Consider the following 19,672-nt stretch of genomic DNA (forward strand, 5'->3'; position numbering starts at 1 on the left):
TCTTCACTTGACTTCTTGTTATCATGACGATATCTCCTCCTGTTGCTCTCTTCTTTGACCTGATTCGGCTCTTCCATCGGCGTGCCCTGAGAGACACAACTGCGTCACCTGCTCATTGCTTCAAATCGTTGGGGCCTAGCCAAACTCTACCACCGTCATTCCGTTTCCAACGAAAAAAACTTAAAATTATAACATGTTACTTCCAACGAGTTCTTTTAGGAAAATTCTAAAACATTTCATAAATTTCGTCAAGAGCGCGAATTGCCTCGTCAAAAGCTATATGAAAATGAATTGTTTCTGGTTCTTCCGATTCAATTCTCCTGTAACTCTCCACCTCTTCACCCTAACGCTTTATGCGCTTGGAGTTACTGGCGGCCATAACAAAACTACCAGGATTTCTACAGACGTTGTAGAGAATCATCTTGCCAAGAAGGTTGCTCCAGGAAAGATAGAGAAAACCCTTCCCGGTTGTGGAGCAGAGTCTACCACCTGGCATGAGGAAGCAATACCAACTCACGAAGTTGAGAGGACATGCAACAGACTTGGGATAAAGCACGCCACGACCAAGGTACAGCATCCCTTGACCAATGGTTACGGAGAGAGGCTCAATAAAACCCTCTTAGATGAATTCTACGCTGTTGCCTTCTGAAAGAAGCGATATGAGCGTATTAAAGAGTTGCAAATTGATCTGGATACCTTTATGGATTATTACAACTACCGAAGAATACATCAAGGATACAAATTGAAGCAGAGTGGCTTTAGAATACCAGCAAAGGCACATCTTCAGAAGAATTTGACGTCAAATAAGAAAAGTGTTATACCAAAAGTACGAGAATCAATCAGGGGCGAGAAGGAGGTGCAAGAACATTTGACTTTTGCCTATGATTCTGTTGAGACAGAGAACAAAAGCAAGGAGGTTCTGGAGCATCAATTGGTACCCACATCTTGAAGCCAGGACAGCATAAAAAACAGGGAGGTTCTTGTAATGAGCAGAAAAATTTTGGCAGTTTTATTATGCGCAGTCATGGCGGCTACTATTACAGTAGTGGGCTGCAGTCGAGGAACAGGCACAGCACCACCCAACGGTTCCGACAGCAAGTATAAAGTAATTTTGATTACCATGGACAGCATGGATCAGCACTGGGTAGCAGTGGATAAGGGTGCAAAAAGGGCGGCCGCAGAACTTGGCGTTGACTACAAATGGATGGCACCAAGTAAGAAGGATGACGCGCAGCAGATCGAATGTGTTAATAATGCCATTGCTGATGGTGCGGATGCAATCATGATTGCAGCGAACGGCCCCGATGCCATTTCTGCATCATTAGAAGGGGCAAAAACTCAGGGTATCAAAATTATTTATGTGGACTCTCCGGCAAAAACCGAAGCCGCTGCTACATTTGCCACAGATAATCAGGCTGCTGGTAAAACAGCGGGTGAACAAATGATTAAGGCTTTGGAAGCAGCCGGTAAAAAAGATGGCAAAATAGGTATTGTCACCGTTAACGCCTCCACCGATTCCACTCTCAAACGTGAAGCAGGTTTCCGTGATGCATTTAAAGGCACAAACTATCAATTGCTCCAAACCCAGTATGGCGAAGGTGATGCCGTTAAATCGCAGGATATCGCAGATAACTACATCACAGCAGGTGTTGTAGGTATTTTCGGAGCAAATGAAGGCAGCACCGTAGGTGTTGGCAACGCGATTAAAAGTTCCGGCAAAAAAGACATTATTGGTGTCGGCTTTGATAAATCGGATGCAATCCTTGGTCTAATAAAGGACGGTTCTATTCTATGCTCTATGGCTCAGAATCCTGATACAATGGGATACGAAGGCATGAAAGCAGCTGTCGAGGCGATTAAGGGAGAAGCAATTCCGAATAAGTTGGTTGACACTGGTGTTTCCGTTCTCAACAAAGACTCTATTAAGTAGAAAAGTTCCGCAGTTTGAACACAAAGCCCAGTCAAGCGATAGTTTGACTGGGCTTTGGTGCGTAAGTAACGAGTATCAAACAAATAAGGGCAGGTGAATCTTATGGGGGAATACATAGTCGAACTGAATCACATAAATAAGAGTTTCCCCGGAGTAAGGGCATTGGACGATGCTTCGTTTAATCTGAAATCCGGAGAAGTTTTAGCGCTGGTGGGAGAAAATGGTGCCGGAAAATCAACTCTTATGAAAATTTTGAGCGGCGCCTATATGAGAGATGACGGTGAGATGAAAATCCTTGACCAAGTGATTGAAGATTTAACACCAAAGAAAGCACAGAAACTGGGCGTAGCAATTATCGATCAGGAACTAAATATGTGTTCACACCTTTCGGTTGCGGAGAACATCTTTTTAGGGCACGAGAAAACCCATTCCGGAGTTCTTTCAAATAAAGAAATGAACCGGGAAGCAAAAGCCATTCTGGACCGATTGAATATAGACATTGATCCTGCTACCATTGTTGGTGATTTGGCGACTTCCAAACAGCAAATGGTGGAAATTGCAAAAGCGCTTTCCATAAATGCAAAAATCTTGATTATGGATGAGCCGACATCTTCCTTAACTTCAAATGAAATTGATGATTTGTTTATAATTATAAGGAAGCTGAAAGTGGAAGGCTGTGGCATTGTTTACATATCTCACCGGCTCGAGGAATTGCAACATATTGCTGATCGTGTAATCATTATGCGCGATGGCAGGTGCATTGTATCCATGAATTTCGAAGATACAAATACGTCGGAAATTATTTCCAACATGGTTGGCCACGAAATAAAAGAAGAATTCCCGCGTGTCACTTGTAAACAAGGCAAGAAGATATTTGAAGTAAAGAATTTGAATGCGGGGAAAATGGTTCGCAATATTAACTTTGACTTATATGAAGGAGAAATTGTCGGCATTGCAGGCCTTATGGGTGCGGGACGAACGGAAACTACAAGAGCTATCTTTGGCGCGGACCCAAAAGAGTCTGGCAAAATTTTTGTAGATGGCAAAAAAGTGATCATTAACGGGTCGATTGATGCGATCCGAGCTGGAATCGTGCTTGTCCCGGAAGACCGAAGAAGAGATGGATTATGTATTAGACTCACTGTGCAGGATAACATTGCTTTACCAAATTGGGATTTGCTTTGCAATAAAATCGGCGTTGTAGATAAGAAGAAAGAAAAGGCAATGACGGACAAAGCGGTTTCCAATTTGAGGGTTAAATTGACGAATGCCGGTACGAATGTAGGAACCCTTTCAGGCGGTAACCAGCAAAAAGTGGTTGTTGCCAAATGGCTGGCTCGAAATTCTCGTGTGGTTATATTTGACGAACCGACAAGAGGCATTGATGTAGCCGCAAAGGTTGAAATCTACAATATTATGAACAAATTGAAACAGCAAGGTATCGGCGTACTTTTTGTTTCTTCTGAAATGCCTGAGGTTATGGGTATTAGTGACAGAATTCTGGTAATGTGTGATGGAAAGATTACAGGTGAACTGGCGACTGAAGAAGCGACGCAAGATCAAATTCTGCAATGTGCAACGAAATTTGATTCAAAGTTCGAGCAAGCAGTAAATATTTAATGTAATAGCAACTAAATACATTCGGGAGCGTTGGAAAATGGAAAATAGAGAGAAACAAAGTCCTTGGGAAGAGTTCTTGGCCATTAGGGGCATGCGCCAGGTTCTAACCGTTACAGTGGCTCTTGCCATATTATGCGTTGCGTTTAGTTTTTTAAGTCCATCCTTTCATTCAGGAAGGAATGTTGGAAACCTTCTTCGCCAGGTTGCACCAATCTTCATTATTGGTATCGGCCAGACCTATGTGCTTATTACGGGAAATATTGACTTGTCAATTGGTTCTGTTGTAGGTATGAGCTGTATGATATCTGCAACCCTGATGACAAAAGGTGTGAATCCTTGGATTGCAATGTTACTTACAATTATCGTTTGCATCGGAGTCGGTATCCTCAACGGTGCTTTGGTTGCAAAATGGAAGCTGCCGCCTTTCATTGCCACAATGGGTACCATGACAATCGCCAGAGGTGTCGCCCAAATTGTCAATAATAACTATAATACAGATGCAGTCGGCGATGCGGCACAGACCTTCAGAAACGTGTTCTACTATGGTAAAATATTGGGACTTTACAACACCATTTGGATTGCTGTCGTATTGTTCTTGGTGTTTGATTTTCTTCTGAGCAAGACCCGCAGCGGGCGTTATATTTATGCGGTTGGCAGTAATATTGAGGCTTCCAAATTGTCCGGTGTGAATACGGCTCGTTCTATCACCATTGCATATGTCGTGAGCGCATTTTGCGCCTGTGTGGTTGGTCTTATCACTAGTGCAGCCGCTGGCATGGGAACGATGGATGCCGGTAATATGTACGAGCTGTACGCGGTTGCAGCTGCTGTTATTGGCGGTGTTTCCACACTTGGCGGTCAAGGAATTCTCATTGGTACTGTTATCGGCGCATCTATTTGGGGAGTACTTCAGAATGGTCTCCAGTTTGCAGGCGCACCGGTCGCAATTCGCAATATAGTAATCGGAACAATCGTGGTTATATCCGTTTTGCTTGACGTTGTTATCCGCACAGGAAAGCCTAGAAAGAAAACGAAAGAATAAATAACTGTAACCTGTTAGTACAAAAACCAAGTTAAAGCAAATGCTTTAATGTGTAAAGAACAGGGAGGTTTTGGTGATGAACGGGAAAATTGTGGCAGTTTTATTATGCGTAGTTATGGTGGCTACTACGGTAGTTGGCTGCGGTCAGGTATTGGGTGATTACAAGAATAATCCTCGTGTGGCAACCATTGATGAGATGTATGATATTCTCATGTGTTGCTACGAGAGATGGGAGAACCGTTATGACTGAAACAGAAATATTAAATCGTGGAATGGCAGCGGAAATCAGTAAAATGGGACATACGGACAAAATGATGATTGTAGATGCTGATCTTGCCGTTCCAAATATAACTGAAGTGATAGATGTTTCGTTAGCACCAAACGTTCCGACGGCTGTTGAGGTGTTAATGGAAGTACTTAAGCATGTTTCTGTTGAGAAAATAATTCTTTCACAGGCTACTGTTGCTGTAAGTCCATCCAGGCGGGTGGAATTTGTGTCCTGCTTCGAACAGGATATTGATGTTGAAATTGTTCCTCACCCGATGCTGCGTGATGACATTACAAAACAAGTACAATTTGTAATCCATACTGGCGACTTTACTGCAAATTCGAATATTGTTTTGGTTTGCGCAGGCGGCTTGCGTTGGTATTGTGAAAAACAGGTTTCCCCCTATAGATCAAAAGGCGGATACTTTTTATGAGTATCCACCTTTGCTAAGTTAGTAGTGAGGTGTTTCCATGTTTGATGTAACAGCTCTAGGTGAATTATTGATTGATTTTACTCCTTGTGGGATATCCCCTGCTGGAATGCGCTTGTTTGAGCAAAATCCCGGAGGTGCTCCTGCCAACGTGTTGTGTGCACTGTCAAATTTGGGATTAAAGACCGCATTTATTGGCAAGGTAGGCCAAGACATGCATGGGGATTTTCTGTACGAAACCTTACAATCCCAAAAAGTGTGTACGACGGGGTTGGTGCAAGACTCAAATGTGTTTACAACTCTGGCTTTTGTTGAACTTTCCGAAAGTGGAGAGCGAAGCTTTTCATTTGCACGCAAACCAGGAGCAGATACCTGTTTGAGAATAGGCGAATTGAATGAGGACATCATAAAAAATACAAAAGTATTTCATTTCGGTTCTCTCTCACTTACAGATGAACCTGCGCGGTCAACTACGTTCTCCGCGGTGGAGACAGCTAAGTCTTCCGGTGCGATCATTTCTTATGATCCTAACTATAGGGCGTTACTCTGGAAGAGTAGAGAGGAAGCAATGGTACGTATGCGAAGCGTGCTTTCTCTTGTCGATATTATTAAAATGAGCGATGAGGAGACTGAGTTGCTCACAGGAGCGAAATCTCCTGATGATGCTTCAAAAATCCTGATTGAAAGCGGAATTCCTTGTGCAGTGATTACTTTAGGTAAGGACGGAGCGTTGATACGTACAAAAACATCGCTTGCACAGGTAAAAGCAATTGATTGTACTGTTGTGGACACGACTGGAGCGGGTGACGCTTTCTGGGGTGGCTTTTTATATAAGCTGGTGCAGAGCAACAAAAGGCCGGGGGAATTAACTGCAGAAGAAGCAAACGACTTCGTAGAATTTGCCAATGCGGTAGCAACTTTGTGCGTGCAAAAGAGGGGTGCAATTCCTGCGATGCCGTATTTGAAAGACGTGATGAACCTTTATCAGCAGAAGGTGAGAAGATGATGAAACAGGAACTGCTTAAAAAAATTGGCAGCATGCAACAAATTGCTTATGCGAGAAAAATCCAGTTTGAAGAGGGCCGCGCTGGAGGAATGAAAGCGATTGAGGTTAAAAGCGGAGAAATCAGTTTTACAGCTATGGAGGACAAATGTCTGGATATTTGTCAATTGAGCTATAAAGGGATTGGCTTGAATTTCTTGAGCAAACCGGGGCTGCAGGGACGTAATCAATATGATACAAATGGTGCCGAAGCGCAACACAGCATGATGTGCGGCTTGTTTTTTACCTGCGGCACAGACAATGTGGGTGGGCCGGTTATGGATGGCAATCAACAATTAGTGATGCATGGCCGACTGCGTACTACTCCTGCCGAGCATGTTTGCTGTGACACATACTGGGAAATGGATCAATATAAACTTGAAATTAAAGGTGAAATGCGCGAAGCAATGCTTTTTGGTGAAAATATCGTTTTACGACGTACGATTTCAACAATATATGAGTCTAATATTGTCCATATTCATGATGAGGTAACGAATGAAGCCTTTGCTGAAGCACCGCTAATGTTTCTGTATCATTACAATATTGGCTATCCTTTATTGGATGAAAACAGCCGTATCATTCTTCCAACACAAAAAACTACGCTAAAGGGGGAGAACAAGTCGACTTCTAATTGGAATTGGGACAAATTTTCTAAGCCGGTTGACAATTTGCCTGAACAGGTTTTTTATCATGATTTAATTGCTGATAAGGACGGCAATACCACTGCCACAATTGTGAACGATGCGCTGGGAATCGGCGTTCAACTTTGCTTTAATAAAAAACAGTTTCCGTACTTTACACAATGGAAAAGTATGGCCTCAGGTGACTATGTTGTTGGTTTGGAGCCGTGTAACTGTCATGTTGAAGCCAGAGTGGAAGAACGCAAACAGAAAACTTTAAAAACTTTGGCGCCGTTTGAAACAGCTATATTTGATATTAATATAATCATATTAGACAAAGACAAAAAAAATTGGATTACTGATTGAGACCGTATCAAATTTATCGTAGGCAACTCAGCGAATTTTGTATAAACAGGATTTAAATCAGATAAAATTCTGTTGCAGGGGAAAAATCAATTGGCCATTATATGCTAAAACTGAGGCATCAAAGCGGATTTTGTGTAAATAGGAGTTCCAATCAGACAGAAAATAGGGCATTAATAGCTTGATTCCACGCGAAACCATAAGTTGGGATTTCCCCATATGTCCTGACTTCAAGATGTGGGTACAAGTTGGCACTCCAGAACCTCCTGGTAGTTGTAATAATCCATAAAGGTATCCAGATCAATTTGCAACTCTTTAATACGCTCATATCGCTTCTTTCAGAAGGCAACAGCGTAGAATTCATCTAAGAGGGTTTTCTTGAGCCTCTCTCCGTAACCATTGGTCAAGGGATGCTGTACCTTGGTCGTGGCGTGCTTTATCCCAAGTCTGTTGCATGTCCTCTCAACTTCGTGATTTGGTATTGCTTCCTCATGCCAGGTGGTAGACTCTGTTCCACAATCGGTAAGGATTCTCTGTATCTTTACTGGAGCAAATTTCCTGGCAAGATGATTCTCTACAACGTCTGTAGAAACCTTGGTGGTTTTGTTATCATCAACGTTAGCTGCTCCAAAAGAGGAGAAGCAGTCACCGACAACGTGATGAGAGATTCTTCCTCTTCCTTTTAAGCAACCGATATGGAGCGTGTCCTGTCCTATCAACTGACCTGGATACTTTGCTTCTATGTGATTATTCTTTGTTTTCTCCTTATCTCTGGCTATTTCATCTTGGGTGATGATCTCTCCAGATACTTTCCTTACCCATTCCATGCGAGCTTTCGCTGTAGTTAAGCCTCTTTTCTTAAGGATATTGTAGATACCGGTATGACCAACAGAGATATCAACAGATGTTAGTTCTGTCTCTGTTCGTTCTGACCCATAGGGAGGATATTCTTTTATGAAGGTTAGCAACTGCTCTTCTAGTTCTTTTGGCACTCTACCCGGCATCTTGGGAACTGCTCTTATCTTGGTGTAGGTATCATTGGTGCAAGGGACAAGGGTGGCAAAAAACTGAGCACCCATAAAGTGGTGGGTGGGATCGGCGTCGTCCTCGTTCTGCTCGGTGCTGCTGAACTTCTTGCAACAAGAGCCCTCAGGCCCACTCTGCCGCACTTCTGGGTTGCCCTGCTGGCGGATGTGTTTTTGATTTTGACCCCTATCACAGGACTGCTCTACGTGAAAGCCGTCCCGGCAAAGAAGGCTGCACTGCGGAAATCACACCGTTTCGACGCCATCGTCTTCTTTGGGCTAGGCGCTCTTGCAGTGATTCTCGGCATCATCGGCTTTCAATCAATGAGAAGGTAGCACTGCCGAGTGTCGTACGCGTTGACGCTCTGCGCCCTTTTGCGCTATACTGCCTTGGATTGCTTGACACAGCAAAAGGAGTGGGGATGGGAGAGGCATTACCAATTGGGTTCGTTCTGGGCACCAAGCCCGCATCGTCGCTGGAGTTCTATGTCCTCGTCGACCAGCACAACTACCTGGAGATGGACGACGTCGTCTTCGTGCGGTCCGCGGTCGAGGGGTATGCCGGCGTCGAGGCCGTCACCTTCTACGGCACCGTCATCGAGGTCCAGCAGTACCATGAGGGCATCCAGTTCGACAGCGACACGACCATCGTGCGCCAGGGCATCATGCCCGCAGGTGTCGCCTACGTGGGCAAGGTACAGGTCACCAAGCTGGAACCCGAGGTCTTTGTCGCCCCGCACCCAGCCGACTTCGTCTACCGCGCCACCGGCGCCGACCTGGACAAGGCACTCAGCTTCGACGTCATGAAGCAGCGCGTGCCCGTTGGCATCATGCGCAACAAGGAACCCTTCTACGTCAACTTCGAGTTCCTCAACGGCGCCAAAGGCGCACACGTCAGTATCAGCGGCGTCAGCGGTGTGGCCACCAAGACGTCGTTCGCCCTCTTCCTCCTGTACTCCATCTTCCATTTCGAGGGCACCAAACAGGGCGACCAGCAGATGCAGGATGGCATGCCGTCCGCCGACAAGGCCGCCGCGCGCAGCATCGTCTTCAACGTCAAGGGCGAGGACATGCTGTTCCTCGACAAGCCCAACAAGGGCCTGACCGACGACCACCGCGCCGTCTACGCGAAGATGGGCCTGCCCACCACACCCTTCACCGACGTGCGCTTCTTCACGTCCCCCAAGTCTGACAGTGAGGTCCCCTCGCCCAGCACCGAGCAGCGCCAGGAGGGCGTCATCCCCTACGTCTGGACCATGCGGCAGTTTGCGCAGGACCGCCTGCTCCCCTTCCTCTTCGCCGAGGGCGACCAGGAGACGACCAACCTCTACGGCCTCATCCAGCATCTTACCAACCGGCTGGACTACCTGGTCTCCAAACTCAACGTGGAGAACGACGCTCACAGCGGAGCCCTCGTGTACCAGGGCCAGACCATCGGCGACCTGCGCGACCTCATCACCATCCTGGAGACCGACATCATGGGCCCGGTCGAGGACGACGGCAAGAAGGGCAAGCGCCCGTCATCCGGTGGCTGGTTCACCTCCTTCGACAACCAGGGCACCCAGCTGGCCTTCCTGCGCCGGCTGCGCGTGGCGGCCGACGCCATGAAGGGCGTGATCCGCAGCGACGTGGACCACCCCGATAAGTACCGCTTCGAGTTCAACCAGCACCGCGTCACCGTGGTGGACATCAGCAAGCTCAAGCCCGTGGCGCAGAAGTTCGTCGTAGGCAGCACCCTCAAGATGCTGATGACGCAGAAGGAGGCCCAGGGCCGCAAGCCCTACGTCTTCGTCGTCCTCGACGAGCTCAACAAGTATGCCCCGCGCGAAGGACACAGCCCGATCCAGGACATCCTGCTGGACATCGCCGAGCGTGGCCGCTCCCTGGGTGTCATCCTCATCGGCGCCCAGCAGTCCGCCAGCCGCGTCGAGAAGCGCATCACCGGCAACTGCAGCATCCGCGTCAACGGGCGCCTCGACTTTGCCGAGAGCCAGAGCCCCGAGTACGACTACCTGCCCGAGTCCTTCCGCCTGCGCAGCACCATCATCAAGCCCGGCACGATGATCGTGCACCAGCCCGACATCCCCGCCCCCGTCCTCATCAACTTTCCTCTCCCCGCCTGGGCCACCCGCGGTGAAGAGGTCGACGACAAAGACCTGGACAAGGCAGCAAGAGAGTTTGCGGAGAGATTCTAGTATGGAACCAGAGAAGACCGCCAGTGCTCAGCCGGATTCGCAGCTAGTCGGGCAGCAGGGTGTGGCCGCACAGAACCGGCGCGGCTGTGACTACAGCTCGCGAGTAGTCGTGATGTTTGTTGGAGATATGACCCTTCCCCGTCTTATGAACGAGGATATTCTGGGCGTGATGCCACTTGCTGCCATTGATGGACGTCCCCTCGGCTTCAATTTCATCTTGCGAAGCAGACAAGCTGCCCAGGAGCTGTTCGACCTACTTCTTCATTGGGCCAGTCAGCGAGGTGGAACCGGAGCAGTGGACCTCGAGTTCCTCATCCGAGATTCTGGAGAAGTAGTTCTCTTGTGCTCCGAGAACTTGGATGCAGTAACTCATTTGTTCTGCCCCAAACGCTATCAACTAGACCTGCGACCTCTCGTGTATATCGGTATGTCAAGGAAGTCCTTTCCTCAGCCAAGTGCAGTTATGCGAATGCTCTTGGCCAACGGTTCTCTCCATGACATTGACATAGGAGCCTTCGTTGTGCAGCCCGACAACGGTCCGCACTCTGGGTTCGACATGCCCGAGCTAAATCTGCATAAGGACGAACTGCCCGTATATCGCGAGAGCGAAGTCAAGCTGCAGTCGCTGTCGTGGACGTATCTGCAGATTCCACCCAACAATGCAGGTGATGGACGTCCGGGCGGCACCGTGCCTCCTGAACCATTCACTCCCCCAGACAGCACATTCTCCGAGAGGCGACAGCGAATGCATCGTCTCTTCCCCATCTCTCTCGCCATACTATCAGGCTCCACTGCTGCAGTATCAGTCAAGGAGTCACTCCTCGGACAAAGCTACAGGACCTGGCAGATATGGCAAGCCGAGTGCAATCTCATTACCTCCAAACGCCGGTCTTTGGCCGTGGGTCAGAAGGAAGGCGGCAAGCGTCTCTCTCAGGTAGATATGGTCGAATTCCTTATCGATCAGCCGGAAATGGTGAGCAATACCGATCTGTTCGATGGTATCTTGGCCGAGGAGAATATCCGAGAACAGATCGCCGCAGATGCCAGCGAGCTCCTGGGCCGCTACAACACAGCCATCGACAGAACCATGACGACTGCGGAAGTGCAGCCTGCTTTGGCACGTCTCGAGCTGCTAGGGGAAGTAGATGACCAGTTCTGACAGTTCGTCAGAGTGGCCCACAATTACTTGGGGACCACAAGTCTTCGTCAGCTCAAGCCTAGCAAACAAATCCGAGCGAACGGCCGTAAGAGCTGCCTTGCTGGAGTTGGGTATGCGTCCAATCCTCTTCGAGGATATGGGAGCGAGCCCCGATAGCCCAAGAATCATATATGAAAAGGCTATCGAAACCTCCAAGTTCTTTGTTGGAATCTACGCCGACAAATACGGGCAGCTCCTGCCTGGTTCCACAATATCTGGCCTAGAGGACGAATTTGAACTCTCTGCTGATCTGCCAAGGCTCATCTATGTGAAGAATGTCGAGAACGAGCAACGGGATCCTAAGTTGACTGCCCTAATTCAACGAATCGAACGGGAAGCGAAGGTCACTTACGGCCACTATGACACGCCAGAGGAACTGGCCAAGAAGGTACGCGTTGACATCGTGCACCAGCTCTCGACGCCAGCCTCATCGATAGATGACTCTGTTCTGGCCCCCGATTACACGGCCGACCTCAAGACAACACTTGCGGAAGCCACTCATTTGCTTCCCAGGAGCGATCTACTTGGCCGCATCGTTTCGACACTCGATGAAAGCCACACCGTTGCAGTGACCGGTCCGGGGGGTTGTGGCAAGACATTCTTATTGGGACTGCTGGCTTGTCAGAAACCAAGTGTCTATGTCTCGACTTCAAACCGCGACCTGTCATCCATAGCAGCTCATCTTGCAACCCGAGTATCCCTGACGCTTGGCAAGACCGTTCCACGAGAGTTCCTGAATGCAGACCAAGCTATCAATCTGCTGATCAAGATTGCCAGTCCCGATGTTCTCTTGTTGCTCGACGACTGCACGGCCAACCTTGAAGTCTCAAAGACTCTCGTGGAACAACTGCAGGGGCACTATCTCTTGGTCCTCTCTTTCGAGTCTGCAGAAGCGGCAAACCACATTGGTGGAATTCCCATCCAAGTTCCTCCACTCACCTATGAAGAGACGCTGGAACTCACCAAAGCCGAAGGGCTGGACCTGACGCCGCCAAGAGTTCATGAAGTGCTTCAGCAGACTGGAGGAAATCCACGTCTCCTGAGCAACATTGAGCTTGACACGAATGGTACTCCCCAGACTCTCGATGCATACTTCCGTCGTCAGTGGAGCCGCCTTTCTTCCTCTCAGCGCGATCTAGCGGCTATGGTCTCTCTTGCTTATGGGGGTGACATCTTGGTGGAAGACCTCATGGGCCTTCAATCGCAAGCCAAGACCGATGCCGGATCTCTTTCCCAGCTTGTCGTCGACTTGGACTCTGCAAATTCCTTCCTGCAATGCCATGGTACTCGCGTTAGCATGACAGGTGAAACCGTTCGTCAATGGCTTGTCACGCGTCTGCAGTCACAAGGTGTCTATGACGCCTATCACCGCCAACTAGGTCAGTACTTCAAGTCAAAGGGATACATCCTCCGAGCCTGCTATCATCTGCTAGCCGCCGGCGATCCAGAAGCTGGGGCGGTGTTGCCACAGGCGATGATCCTCGCTTCGGTGCAAGGCAACTGGTCGCTGGCAAGGCAACTAGCTACGGACTACATCTCAGGGAGCTTCGGTGACGACAGAGTGGCCGAAGCTCACTTTGTGTTGTCGGGCGTCTATGCCGCAGAAGGCGACGTCGCACGTGCTGAGCAAGAAGCAGACAAGGCCATCTCCCTATCTGGGGATCATGGAAGCCTTAACATTCGAGCATGGAAGGCAACTCTGCTTGTTGGAACGGTCCATGCCGGTGAGGCAATCGGGATTCTGGAAGAAGCCCTGTCACGCTGCCCAGAAGAAGATGCTGGCGATCGCGGTATCATTCACATGAACCTAGCATTTGTGTGTATGAACTTAGGACTGTACCAACGAGTGATTGACTACACTAAGTCCGCTTCTGAGGACTCGAGCCGGGCCGGGGACTCATTCGGCGTACAGATGGCAGAAGTCAACCTCGCTGGAGCAATGGTAGAGTTGAGACGATATGACGAAGCGAGTCCAATCCTGGAGAGACGGCTTGATGCGGCGCGAAAAGATGGATTGTGGGAAGTAGTGATGATCGTCCTGAATCAACGAGCTCGCCTCAGACGCATGACAGGGGACCCCTCGGGGGCAAGGGACGATCTGGCGGAATGCGTGCGACTCAGCAAGATAACCGGAGATGTCCGGCGCCAGGCGATGGACATCACCAACTTGGGCAATGCCTATATGGACATGGAGAAGCTCGACGAAGCTGAGCAGTGCTATCGGGAAGGCCTCCAGTTAGCAGAAGCGCATAGCCTTCTTCCTACTGCTACGCATGCCAAGCAGTTGCTGGGTCGGGTGAGAATCGAAAAGGGCGACATGAAAGGTGCCGCCATCTTCCTTGAGCAATCCCTGACGGAATCGCGCACATACGTGGATCGAGCAAGAATTGCCTTCGCGGCGGAGTGGCTTGGATACGTACGGAAAGAGCAGAGGCTCTGGCACGAAGCTGCACTCTTGTACCGGGAGTCCGCCAGCGCATACCGAGAGATGCCTGACACCGACGCGGACTACCGCGATCTGCTATTGGGTGCAGATTGTGCCAACCGCGCAGGTGAAGTGCCACTGGCTCAAGGACTCCTGCTAGACTATGAACGCGACAAGTATCGGAACGTCAGTATAACCTCCGGATTGGTGACCGCTCTCGAACCACAGGATGACGCAGAGAGGCTTGTTTTGCTTGCTCTGCACACCGGGAACAGACCGCTTCTCCGTACATCGCTGCATCTCCTTCTGATGAGCGGAGGCAGCTCCCAGATTGCCGAAACCCTCGACAATTCCTACAGACTGGAGGATCCTGAGGCGATCACGCACGATGGGGCCCTCCTCTGGGCTTTGGCTGGATGCTTGCTAGTCTCGGAAACTCCCATCTCCGTTGCACCCATAGTCAATTGGTGTGTTCGCCATCAGCCAGGTGCACCACGCATAGCGTGGCGACACGCCGATTCTGCGTCGTTTCTTGACTGTGTCATCCTGTCTTCGCATCCCGCTGGCAGGGTTCTCGAAGAGACTCTTCTGATCCCCAACACTGCAAGAGTCTTCAAGCTTGCCTTTGGGTCCGTTTTGGCTTCCTGCGCTGTTGATGGACTTCCCGACGTCAAGCCGAGCGAAGGTTCTCCAAGTCAGATGCAGGCGCAACACGTTATGATATGCACTCCTGACGATGTCAAAGACAACAGTCTTGATGACGCCGTCTTGGAGGTACAGTCTCAACCCAGAATCGGCACTTCTGACACACAGCAGACTGGCTTTGGAACCCGCAGTACGTCATTCGTCATCGTTGACCCAGACAAGGCTGACCATGACTATGCCTTTATGCTGCTGTTCAGCGTTATGATGTGTGCTGAACAGGCTCTGTCCCCTTACCTGTCCGAGGAGGCCATGAAGAAGCAGGTCCAAGGTGTCATTCACTCTGTACTTGAAGTAGTTTGAGGGAGTGCGTCTCTGTCGTTTCCTGCTCGGCTGCTAGGTCTTGAAGCACTTCCTCGGTTGAGACCGCCTTGCAGTAGATCTGGTTAAGCATCCTGGTCTCCCAGACCTGAAGCTCGGCGTTGATGGCCGACGTGGCATCCTCCACCAGGAAGACGGTGTAGCCCCAATCCGACAGGTCGCGCACGGTGCTGGAGACGCACTGATCCGTGAACAGGCCGCAGACCACCACGTGCTCGATGCCCATCCACCGCAGGATGTGGCCGTACTGGGTGCCCATCACGGTGCTGTCCGTGGTCTTGCAGACGACGACCTCGCCGTCGCAGGGCTTCAGCTCATCGACAACTTCCTGGTCCCGGGTGCCGATCTTGAGCAGGGTGTAGTTCCAACCCGGTCTGGCCTGGGTGGGCGAACGATCACGGCCGTCTGCGCGCTGATTGCCGAGCGTTGCGAACGTCACGACCATCTGCTGGTCACGGAAGAAGTCGAGGAGCCGCCGGGCGTTGGGGATGACCGTTGCCTTCAGCCGGTCAAACAGGTAGCTGTTGCCTGCATCTCTGAGCTCGACCGACAGGGCCTGGTCGTGCTTCTGAACATCGATGATCAGCAGCGCCGTCTTGGCCTTCAGCGGCTTGATCTTCTCCCAGTAGTCACCTTCGGAATGCACGTCGAAGTTGGGGTTGGCGAACTTCCTGAACGTCGGCATTGTTGCGTCTTCCATCTTTTCCTCCCATCATGAGTGTTAAAATCGCCACGTGATCGCTTTCACAGATACTTGCTATATCGCTTGCGCCCCTTTTTGCTCGGATCGCTATTATCGTCGGCAATAATATGGAGCGCAAATTGGTGCCTTATTATCGGATACTGGCACTTTTCAATGATAACGGACCACCCGCCTGAGGGTTACCGGCTGCTGAAGTTCTTCAGATACTCCGCCACTGACCGGTTCATCTCGATGCTGAAATCGGACAGGTACTTCCGTTTGCAGAGCGCATCGATGCTCTCCTTGTCGCCCCGCTCGCAGTGCATACCAAGAAGCTCATCAGGTTCCATTTTCCGGTAGCCGTTCTCATGGACGATATAGCTCTTGCCAAAACGCACGGGCTTCTTGCGATCAAGTTGCTGCCTCGTAGGATACCCATAGACAACCAGCGTCGCGGGCATCACGAATTCTGGCAGCGACAGGAGTTCCCTCACCTGCTCGCAGTTCTCGAGGACGTCGCCGATGTAGCAGGAACCGAGCCCCAGTGACTGGGCGGCCACTACGGTGTTCTGTGCGGCGATAAACGCGTCCGCACAAGCGAGCATCAAGTCGCCGACGGCTGGTTTGCGCACCGCAAGTCCGGCCGCCCGGTAGGTTTCGTACCACCGCTGGTAATCGGCCAGGAAAACGAGGACGAGCGGGGCCTTGGCGATAAAGGGCTGATGGTCGCACAGCACCGACAGCTGATCCTTGACCTTCTGATCCGTCACGTCGATGATCGTATAGAACATCATGTTGCCGGCAGTCGGCGCTTCGAAGGCCGCCGCGATCACCTCGTTCTTGACAGCATCGGGCACGACTTTATCCTCAAAGATGCGTACCGATTTTCTCTCCCGGAGCTGCTTGATAACCTCGTTCACCTCATTCATGGGTGTACACTCCCTTTCGTTCTGAAATATCGTCTTGACGTCGTCTACAGTTGCCCACGCGCTGAGTCTGCCCGTTCTGCCTCAAGATCCAGGACAAACTGCGGCACACTGGAGCGGAAGAATCGCTTGATGACCGACCACTGCACGGGCTTTCCCAGATATGCCAGGTCGGGTTGTGCATCGGCGTCAGCAAACCAGGCAAGTGCCTTGCCGATGATGACCGGTTCGATGAGTGTCGGGCCGAAGCGCTGGATCGCATTGTGCGCAATCACACGAAACGGCGTGGTCTTGAGCACTGCGTAGAGATCAACGAAGTCGCGCCTGGCACCACGCTGCATGATGGCGATGAGTTTCATCCCGGCAATATCGACCATACCCGCCACCGTAGCTCCGCTGAACCGCTCCGTGGGCTCGGCAAAGGGGTACGGATACTGGAACAGCGACACCTTGACCCTGTCCACGATCATTACCGCCGTCTCTGGCTCCAGCTTCAGCACGCGAACTTCCACCGAAGTAGCCTGCGTGGCCAGAACAACGGCGGCAGGGTCGAACTCGTTCCCGGTGAAGAAGTCAAAGTCGACGGACACGCGGTGACCGACATGTAATGCAAGAGCTGTACCGCCTGCCAGGACAGGGCTATATGGCTGTAGGGCGGAGGCGACGACGGGCAGAAGATGCGCCGCGTCGGGCTGCAAGCACTCAGAATGCACAGGGCACCTCCCTGCCGAACCACAGGTTCCAGAATACCCGCGAGCGTGGTGAGAGTCCTTTGGAAAGCGTCAGGACCTGCGCGATCGTGGTACCGGTATAACGATGCTGCAGCCATCGCACGTCCTGCAGGTCTCCCATCTCGAGGACGCGTTCAATGATGGCGGTCGCATGCCGGGAGAGATCCAGCGATTCGGGATCTGTGTCCCAAAACAGACGGCGCAGGCGCTCAGGGATCCCCTTCTCCTCGGACAAGCCATCGACAGCAGCCTGAACGTCCGGCCTGCTCATGGGACCAAGGTAGGTCTGAATCATGCGCTTGCCCTCGCGTCGAGAGACATACGCATACTGTCTTCCATGAATCGTGTGAACGACGATACTCATCTTCTGGACCTCCTGTAGACATTTTACACAGCATGCGGTGTAAATCAAGAGTCTGATGACCCAGGAAGAGGAACGTGTTACGATATGTAGAAGGTGTGACGTGGAAGAACTCGGTACGAATACGGCATTGCTGATCATCGACGTGCAACGTGACTTGTTTGAGAAGTCGACGCCCGTCTACCAGGGAGACCTGGTGCTGAAGAATATCAACACGCTAGTCGACCGCGCTCATGCCGCTGGCGCCCCGGTGTTCTACGTCCAGCACTCAACCAAGACCACACTGATAGAGGGCAGTAGTGGATGGCAGCTGCACCCGGCGTTGAAGCCGCGGAAGACCGACCACTTCATCCGCAAGCACCACGGCAATGCCTTCGAGGACACACGCCTCAAGGGTGACCTGGACACCCTGCGCGTAAGCAGGGTCATCGTCGTGGGGCTGGTGACGGACGGCTGTGTACAGGCGACCTGCAAGGGTGCCCATGCCCTGGACTATGACGTGACCTTGGTGCAAGATGCCCACAGTACCAATAGCGCGGGCAGCGAGCAGATCATCGACAAGTGGAACACGAAGCTCAGTCAGGGTATCGTTCGCCTTCAGGCTACGGCTGACGTGGCGTCCTCCGCCAGGAAAATCGTATAGCTCCAGTCCGACAAGTCGCGCACGGTGCCAGCAACGCACTGATCCGTGAACAAGCCACCGACCACCACGTGCTCGATGCCCATCCATCTCAGGATGTGGCCGTACTGGGTGCCATTCACTGCGTCGACAGCCATATTCTGATAGTGTTTCTGAACGTCAATGAGGAGCTCACGATGGTCAAGGCACAGGTCATCAGGCCTTCACTTGATCAACAGGTACACCCCTACCCCCGTCGAAACCGCCAGTAGCACCGGCGCAACCCGATGGACCGTCAATAACAGGTCGTTCACCGGCTTCCCGGTGCTGAACATCGCTCCCGTAACGAACAGTGCGATTACCAACACTGCCGAGGCAATCATCAACCCCAACAACAGGGCGCCCGTCTGAACATTCTTGAGCAAACCCCGAAACAGGATGATTGTGAGAACGACCGTCGCAAGAGCAATCAACTTATGAATCGTAAATATCAGAATGTTGAGCGGCTGGCCGGAATTACTGACCCAAATGCCTGTGCCGATCGTCAAGAGATAGAGCAGCCCGATGCCGATTGCTTTTTGTACCACGCTCATTTGAGTACCTCCCCAGTTTATGTTTGATTCTTACTTCTTTGGGCAATCCAAGATCATGTCCGACAACTTTACGCCGGGGTGGTGGTACCGTTTCCCGTGCGGCGTCTCTTTGCCGAACTGTATGGCCTCTTTCGGGCACCATTGCAGGCATGCAAAGCATTGCTGGCAGTGATGCTGCCAAACTGGCCTGCCATCGACCTGCTCGATATCTCCGACAGGGCAAATCCGCGCGCATGTTCCGCATCCTGTGGTGGGGCGAGCGCCAGGAACTGCAGGTAGGAGAGCGCTGCTTCCCGCCACTGGCTAAGTCTATCCGCTACTAACGCTTTGCAGAATCAGGCAGGTGCATGGAGGGGTCAAGCTCCAGGGCCTTTTTAAAGCAGAGGAAGGACTCTTCGGAACGCCCCAGGCCGGCGAGACACACGCTTTTGTTGTACCACGCATTGACATTGCACGGGTCAAGCTCCAGGGCTTTGTCATAACAGAGGATGGCCTCTTCGTCGCGGCCCAGGCTGTGGAGACTGAAGCCTTTGGCATACCAGGCATTGGCATAGCACGGGTCAAGCTCCAGGGCTTTGT

At 51.0% G+C, this 19,672-nt stretch carries 23 protein-coding genes; 14 read left to right on the forward strand and 9 right to left on the reverse strand.

Annotated elements, in window-relative coordinates:
* Window positions 1-280: 280 nt before the first annotated feature.
* From SMC1_RS11330 to SMC1_RS10210, 8 genes are all read left to right on the forward strand, one after another.
* Complete coding sequence (locus SMC1_RS11330) at window positions 281-649, forward strand: hypothetical protein (RefSeq protein WP_119086655.1); 369 nt, start codon at window positions 281-283, stop codon at window positions 647-649.
* 336 nt (window positions 650-985) lie between these two features.
* Window positions 986-1,930: an ABC transporter substrate-binding protein gene (locus SMC1_RS10185; protein ID WP_119086657.1), complete on the forward strand. Its 945-nt coding sequence runs from the start codon at window positions 986-988 to the stop codon at window positions 1,928-1,930.
* Window positions 1,931-2,032: 102 nt separating this feature from the next.
* Window positions 2,033-3,550, forward strand: coding sequence for a sugar ABC transporter ATP-binding protein (locus SMC1_RS10190; RefSeq protein WP_119086658.1), 1,518 nt, complete (start codon window positions 2,033-2,035; stop codon window positions 3,548-3,550).
* Window positions 3,551-3,587: 37 nt separating this feature from the next.
* Complete coding sequence (locus tag SMC1_RS10195) at window positions 3,588-4,592, forward strand: ABC transporter permease (RefSeq protein WP_119086659.1); 1,005 nt, start codon at window positions 3,588-3,590, stop codon at window positions 4,590-4,592.
* Between the two features lie 76 nt (window positions 4,593-4,668).
* Window positions 4,669-4,842: a hypothetical protein gene (locus SMC1_RS10805; RefSeq protein WP_165849447.1), complete on the forward strand. Its 174-nt coding sequence runs from the start codon at window positions 4,669-4,671 to the stop codon at window positions 4,840-4,842.
* Complete coding sequence (locus SMC1_RS10200) at window positions 4,835-5,293, forward strand: RbsD/FucU domain-containing protein (protein ID WP_119086660.1); 459 nt, start codon at window positions 4,835-4,837, stop codon at window positions 5,291-5,293. The genes SMC1_RS10805 and SMC1_RS10200 overlap by 8 nt, the downstream gene beginning before the upstream one ends.
* A 37-nt stretch (window positions 5,294-5,330) precedes the next feature.
* On the forward strand, window positions 5,331-6,296 hold the full coding sequence (locus SMC1_RS10205; protein WP_119086661.1) for a carbohydrate kinase family protein: 966 nt from the start codon (window positions 5,331-5,333) through the stop codon (window positions 6,294-6,296).
* Window positions 6,212-7,318, forward strand: coding sequence for an aldose 1-epimerase family protein (locus SMC1_RS10210; protein WP_207799418.1), 1,107 nt, complete (start codon window positions 6,212-6,214; stop codon window positions 7,316-7,318). Before SMC1_RS10205 ends, SMC1_RS10210 begins: the two co-directional genes overlap by 85 nt.
* Window positions 7,319-7,653: 335 nt before the next feature.
* On the opposite strand, the gene SMC1_RS10215 is transcribed toward SMC1_RS10210, so the two are convergent.
* Window positions 7,654-8,307, reverse strand: a complete 654-nt coding sequence (locus SMC1_RS10215; protein ID WP_207799419.1) for a DDE-type integrase/transposase/recombinase — start codon at window positions 8,305-8,307, stop codon at window positions 7,654-7,656.
* A gap of 90 nt (window positions 8,308-8,397) precedes the next feature.
* Here SMC1_RS10215 and SMC1_RS10220 point away from each other — a divergent pair, with 90 nt between their 5' ends.
* The 4 genes from SMC1_RS10220 (at window position 8,398) to SMC1_RS10235 (ending at window position 15,163) form a co-directional block, all read left to right on the forward strand.
* Window positions 8,398-8,676 (forward strand): hypothetical protein, encoded by a 279-nt coding sequence (locus SMC1_RS10220; protein WP_126855226.1) that lies wholly within the window; start codon window positions 8,398-8,400, stop codon window positions 8,674-8,676.
* An 86-nt stretch (window positions 8,677-8,762) separates the two neighbouring features.
* A complete protein-coding gene (locus SMC1_RS10225; protein ID WP_119086664.1) occupies window positions 8,763-10,535 on the forward strand; it encodes an ATP-binding protein in 1,773 nt (590 codons plus the stop codon).
* A gap of 1 nt (window position 10,536) precedes the next feature.
* Window positions 10,537-11,694 (forward strand): hypothetical protein, encoded by a 1,158-nt coding sequence (locus SMC1_RS10230; RefSeq protein WP_119086665.1) that lies wholly within the window; start codon window positions 10,537-10,539, stop codon window positions 11,692-11,694.
* Window positions 11,681-15,163, forward strand: coding sequence for a DUF4062 domain-containing protein (locus SMC1_RS10235; RefSeq protein ID WP_119086666.1), 3,483 nt, complete (start codon window positions 11,681-11,683; stop codon window positions 15,161-15,163). Before SMC1_RS10230 ends, SMC1_RS10235 begins: the two co-directional genes overlap by 14 nt.
* Here the strand turns inward: SMC1_RS10235 and SMC1_RS10240 are convergent.
* From SMC1_RS10240 to SMC1_RS10255, 4 genes are all read right to left on the reverse strand, one after another.
* Window positions 15,135-15,881 carry a cysteine hydrolase family protein gene (locus tag SMC1_RS10240; RefSeq protein WP_207799420.1) on the reverse strand — a complete coding sequence of 249 codons (747 nt, stop codon included), beginning with the start codon at window positions 15,879-15,881 and terminating at the stop codon, window positions 15,135-15,137. The two genes, SMC1_RS10235 and SMC1_RS10240, sit on opposite strands and share 29 nt — an antisense overlap.
* Window positions 15,882-16,063: 182 nt before the next feature.
* Window positions 16,064-16,783: a nitroreductase family protein gene (locus SMC1_RS10245; protein ID WP_119086675.1), complete on the reverse strand. Its 720-nt coding sequence runs from the start codon at window positions 16,781-16,783 to the stop codon at window positions 16,064-16,066.
* Between the two features lie 53 nt (window positions 16,784-16,836).
* Entirely contained in the window at window positions 16,837-17,502 is a 666-nt protein-coding gene (locus SMC1_RS10250) for a nucleotidyl transferase AbiEii/AbiGii toxin family protein (RefSeq protein ID WP_119086667.1), read from the reverse strand.
* Complete coding sequence (locus SMC1_RS10255) at window positions 17,492-17,884, reverse strand: DUF6922 domain-containing protein (protein ID WP_119086668.1); 393 nt, start codon at window positions 17,882-17,884, stop codon at window positions 17,492-17,494. The genes SMC1_RS10250 and SMC1_RS10255 overlap by 11 nt, the downstream gene beginning before the upstream one ends.
* A 100-nt stretch (window positions 17,885-17,984) precedes the next feature.
* On the opposite strand from SMC1_RS10255, the gene SMC1_RS10260 reads away from it, so the two are divergent.
* Entirely contained in the window at window positions 17,985-18,524 is a 540-nt protein-coding gene (locus tag SMC1_RS10260; protein ID WP_165849449.1) for a cysteine hydrolase family protein, read from the forward strand.
* Here the strand turns inward: SMC1_RS10260 and SMC1_RS11335 are convergent.
* From SMC1_RS11335 to SMC1_RS11340, 3 genes are all read right to left on the reverse strand, one after another.
* Window positions 18,479-18,658 carry a cysteine hydrolase family protein gene (locus SMC1_RS11335; protein ID WP_119086670.1) on the reverse strand — a complete coding sequence of 60 codons (180 nt, stop codon included), beginning with the start codon at window positions 18,656-18,658 and terminating at the stop codon, window positions 18,479-18,481. The genes SMC1_RS10260 and SMC1_RS11335 overlap by 46 nt on opposite strands.
* 66 nt (window positions 18,659-18,724) lie before the next feature.
* Entirely contained in the window at window positions 18,725-19,093 is a 369-nt protein-coding gene (locus SMC1_RS10270) for a hypothetical protein (protein ID WP_119086671.1), read from the reverse strand.
* A gap of 30 nt (window positions 19,094-19,123) precedes the next feature.
* Window positions 19,124-19,318 (reverse strand): hypothetical protein, encoded by a 195-nt coding sequence (locus SMC1_RS11340; protein WP_413814614.1) that lies wholly within the window; start codon window positions 19,316-19,318, stop codon window positions 19,124-19,126.
* On the opposite strand from SMC1_RS11340, the gene SMC1_RS11065 reads away from it, so the two are divergent.
* Window positions 19,243-19,416: a hypothetical protein gene (locus SMC1_RS11065; protein ID WP_165849450.1), complete on the forward strand. Its 174-nt coding sequence runs from the start codon at window positions 19,243-19,245 to the stop codon at window positions 19,414-19,416. The two genes, SMC1_RS11340 and SMC1_RS11065, sit on opposite strands and share 76 nt — an antisense overlap.
* Here the strand turns inward: SMC1_RS11065 and SMC1_RS10275 are convergent.
* The coding region (locus SMC1_RS10275) for a tetratricopeptide repeat protein (protein WP_119086672.1) at window positions 19,413-19,672 on the reverse strand (260 nt) is incomplete at its 5' end. The two genes, SMC1_RS11065 and SMC1_RS10275, sit on opposite strands and share 4 nt — an antisense overlap.

The sequence above is a fragment of the Candidatus Cryosericum septentrionale genome (assembly GCF_003570995.1).
GTDB lineage: Bacteria > Caldisericota > Caldisericia > Cryosericales > Cryosericaceae > Cryosericum > Cryosericum septentrionale.

What these genes read in the sequence shown, in the direction of transcription:
- SMC1_RS10255 (WP_119086668.1), bottom strand. Translation starts at nt 17,884, where the DNA reads ATGAGTATCGTCGTTCACACGATTCATGGAAGACAGTATGCGTATGTC.
- SMC1_RS11335 (WP_119086670.1), bottom strand. Translation starts at nt 18,658, where the DNA reads ATGGCTGTCGACGCAGTGAATGGCACCCAGTACGGCCACATCCTGAGA.
- SMC1_RS10805 (WP_165849447.1), top strand. Translation starts at nt 4,669, where the DNA reads ATGAACGGGAAAATTGTGGCAGTTTTATTATGCGTAGTTATGGTGGCT.
- SMC1_RS10185 (WP_119086657.1), top strand. Translation starts at nt 986, where the DNA reads ATGAGCAGAAAAATTTTGGCAGTTTTATTATGCGCAGTCATGGCGGCT.
- SMC1_RS11065 (WP_165849450.1), top strand. Translation starts at nt 19,243, where the DNA reads ATGCAAAGCATTGCTGGCAGTGATGCTGCCAAACTGGCCTGCCATCGA.
- SMC1_RS10190 (WP_119086658.1), top strand. Translation starts at nt 2,033, where the DNA reads ATGGGGGAATACATAGTCGAACTGAATCACATAAATAAGAGTTTCCCC.
- SMC1_RS10200 (WP_119086660.1), top strand. Translation starts at nt 4,835, where the DNA reads ATGACTGAAACAGAAATATTAAATCGTGGAATGGCAGCGGAAATCAGT.
- SMC1_RS10235 (WP_119086666.1), top strand. Translation starts at nt 11,681, where the DNA reads ATGACCAGTTCTGACAGTTCGTCAGAGTGGCCCACAATTACTTGGGGA.
- SMC1_RS10225 (WP_119086664.1), top strand. Translation starts at nt 8,763, where the DNA reads ATGGGAGAGGCATTACCAATTGGGTTCGTTCTGGGCACCAAGCCCGCA.
- SMC1_RS10230 (WP_119086665.1), top strand. Translation starts at nt 10,537, where the DNA reads ATGGAACCAGAGAAGACCGCCAGTGCTCAGCCGGATTCGCAGCTAGTC.
- SMC1_RS10195 (WP_119086659.1), top strand. Translation starts at nt 3,588, where the DNA reads ATGGAAAATAGAGAGAAACAAAGTCCTTGGGAAGAGTTCTTGGCCATT.
- SMC1_RS10240 (WP_207799420.1), bottom strand. Translation starts at nt 15,881, where the DNA reads ATGGAAGACGCAACAATGCCGACGTTCAGGAAGTTCGCCAACCCCAAC.
- SMC1_RS11330 (WP_119086655.1), top strand. Translation starts at nt 281, where the DNA reads ATGAAAATGAATTGTTTCTGGTTCTTCCGATTCAATTCTCCTGTAACT.
- SMC1_RS10205 (WP_119086661.1), top strand. Translation starts at nt 5,331, where the DNA reads ATGTTTGATGTAACAGCTCTAGGTGAATTATTGATTGATTTTACTCCT.
- SMC1_RS10270 (WP_119086671.1), bottom strand. Translation starts at nt 19,093, where the DNA reads ATGAGCGTGGTACAAAAAGCAATCGGCATCGGGCTGCTCTATCTCTTG.